The 2,280-nt window shown below is 54.5% G+C and carries 2 protein-coding genes; both read right to left on the bottom strand.

Going from position 1 to position 2,280, the window contains the following annotated elements; translation table 11 throughout:
• Positions 1–254: 254 nt before the first annotated feature.
• Complete coding sequence (locus GOX45_RS21855; protein ID WP_171104072.1) at positions 255–800, bottom strand: YdeI family protein; 546 nt, start codon at positions 798–800, stop codon at positions 255–257.
• A 902-nt stretch (positions 801–1,702) separates the two neighbouring features.
• On the bottom strand, positions 1,703–2,062 hold the full coding sequence (locus tag GOX45_RS21845) for a cupin domain-containing protein (protein WP_171104067.1): 360 nt from the start codon (positions 2,060–2,062) through the stop codon (positions 1,703–1,705).
• Between the last annotated feature and the right edge of the window lie 218 nt (positions 2,063–2,280).

The raw sequence follows: 2,280 nt of genomic DNA, 5'->3' as shown, positions 1-2,280 counted from the left end.
CCTGACAAATACGCTCTGGCAGCTTCCTTGGATCAGACTTGTGCCTTTTGAATATAGCGGTTCAGCGACCAGGTCCTATCGAATTTCCATGCACCGCACTTAAATCGATCCCCGAGTCCACCAGACCACCGTGCCAAGTCTGATGGGACGGCACAACAACGCGTTTGTCTTCAGCGCAGGCTCCTTTGGTGTCCACACGCATTCACCACGAAATCTCAGATTGCGATTGAAAACCAAAGGCAAACCAGAAGGCGTTACATTTGCTGCATTCTTTTTCCAGCATGCGTTGTTTCGACCGTCTTGTTGATCCTCCGCTGGCGCGTTGTTTGGTTCTTGGCAATCTTTATCCAGCGAAGGACGTTGCGTCGGTAAGACGGGGGTAATTGCTCCCATTTGTCCATGTCCAACTCACCGGATAAATCGTCTGGCACAATCAGAGCATAGACGTCATCAAAAAAGTTCCATAATCCTGATGCCTTACTGGATTGTATGGACGCCTCTCCTGCGGGGTGCATTAAGCCTGCTAGCCTAAGGCGCTCTGCTCTGTCCTTGTAGCTTTGGGACCAAGCTTGCTGTTTTCGCGGGCTGATCAGTTGCGCCGTCCGGTCTTCATCGATCATAAATCGTCTTTCATCAATCCAACCATGCGCGATCAGCGCATCCAGCAACTCTCCCCGACTGACATATTTCTGCGGATGTGCCGACTTCCACGTGATCAGGCGGACGCAATCTCGTTGGGTAAAATGCGTGCTCAGCCACTCCCACAGCTGATCACGGGATGTAACCTCAATATCAGTCATGCGCCACCATAGTGTTCATGCTTACGGCGACCAACCGTAAGGTCGCCTATTGTGGCTTGAAGCTGACACCCGACAGATTTGACTGAACAGATGCCGGCCTATCTTTTGGAAAAAGGGAATTTCGTATGAACAGATGGGTTTATTTTGGGTTCGCTTTGCTGGTTTCAGCGTGCAGCCCACCTCCCCAGGCTCCGTTGGTCACTGACGCGAACGGTCAGTCTGCCATCCAAATCAACACAAGCGGGCTGACATGTTACCAGTCGACATGTCTGGAGATCACGAGGGGCAGCGTTCGCGCGATCGGACACAAGAGAGCGCGGATTCCAAAAGGTATCGATGTCAGCAGCGGAACCGTCACCCCAGGCGAGTTCAAGCGGATGCGCCAATCAGCGATGCTGGCGGGTGGACCAGGTTCTGCCAATCGGTAGTCGAAGGAGAGGTAGAAATATGTTCAACGATGACGTCCAGGCACGATGTCCGGAATGTGGATCGCCGGATACGGTGATTACGGGTGAGAAAGCTGCCTGTAATGCATGTGGGTACGAGGAGCCTTTTCTGCTTGATGAGGAGGTGCTCGACGGAGCGCATGAGGTTGTGGCCAACGCGCAGAAAATGGCACGGGCGAGAGACGTTCTGCAACGATGGAATTTTGCGGGGTAAATGGGTGGCCTAGGAAGCCAGAAATCCAGAAAAGTGAAAACGCGCCGTGCAGACCGCTCAGGAACGACACGAAGGCCGCATTTGCCTAGGATGCGAAAAAAATCCGTTACCCTCCTTTTATTGGGCGTAGAATGACTCAGGAAGGATTCTGAAGGTATATTCTGCTGCGATTTGCTCGGCAGGGCTCACGCGCTTCATTCTGTGCGCGCTGCGCTGTAATCCTCGTCTGAGACATGCTCCATCTAGTCTGCGGTCTTGCCCTCGACGGACGTCTGCACAGCCAGATGGGTCATCGCACAGTCTGGCGACGCGCCGTGCCAATGCCGCTCTCCTGGCGCGAACCACACCGTATCGCCAGGGCGCAACACCTGCACTGGTTGCCCTTCAGACGCAGCTAGGCCCACGCGCGACAAAACATGCAGCGTTTGACCGGCAGGGTGTGTGTGCCACGCTGTCCGTGCGCCGGACTCAAAAGTCACCGTGAGGATCTTGACCGGCGAGGGATCATTCCCGGTCACAACGGGATCAAAGCGGACCGTGCCGGTGAAATACTCATTGCCGGGAAACTGAGAGGGCCGGTCCCCGGCGCGGTGAATTTTCATGATGTGCTCCTTCGTTGCGCTGCTCTTGGGGACTTAGCAGAGTTCCGATTTCAAACCCAGAGGCGCGCCAGGTCGACGCGGCCATCTGAGCACCATTGTCGAATACTCAGAAAGCAACTGAAACTGGTCAACGGTTTGAACAGGACCAACGTCCGAGTTGCGGGGCGGTCTCAATGGATCGCCGCAACACTTCACTTTGAGAGCAAAGATGGAGTGTT

The organism is Ruegeria sp. HKCCD7255, assembly GCF_013031565.1.
GTDB lineage: Bacteria > Pseudomonadota > Alphaproteobacteria > Rhodobacterales > Rhodobacteraceae > Ruegeria.
This window is presented reverse-complemented; position numbering and strand designations above follow the sequence as displayed.

Bases quoted from the DNA above. Each gene is read 5' to 3' on its own strand.
- GOX45_RS21855 (WP_171104072.1), bottom strand. From the start codon at position 800: ATGACTGATATTGAGGTTACATCCCGTGATCAGCTGTGGGAGTGGCTG.
- GOX45_RS21845 (WP_171104067.1), bottom strand. From the start codon at position 2,062: ATGAAAATTCACCGCGCCGGGGACCGGCCCTCTCAGTTTCCCGGCAAT.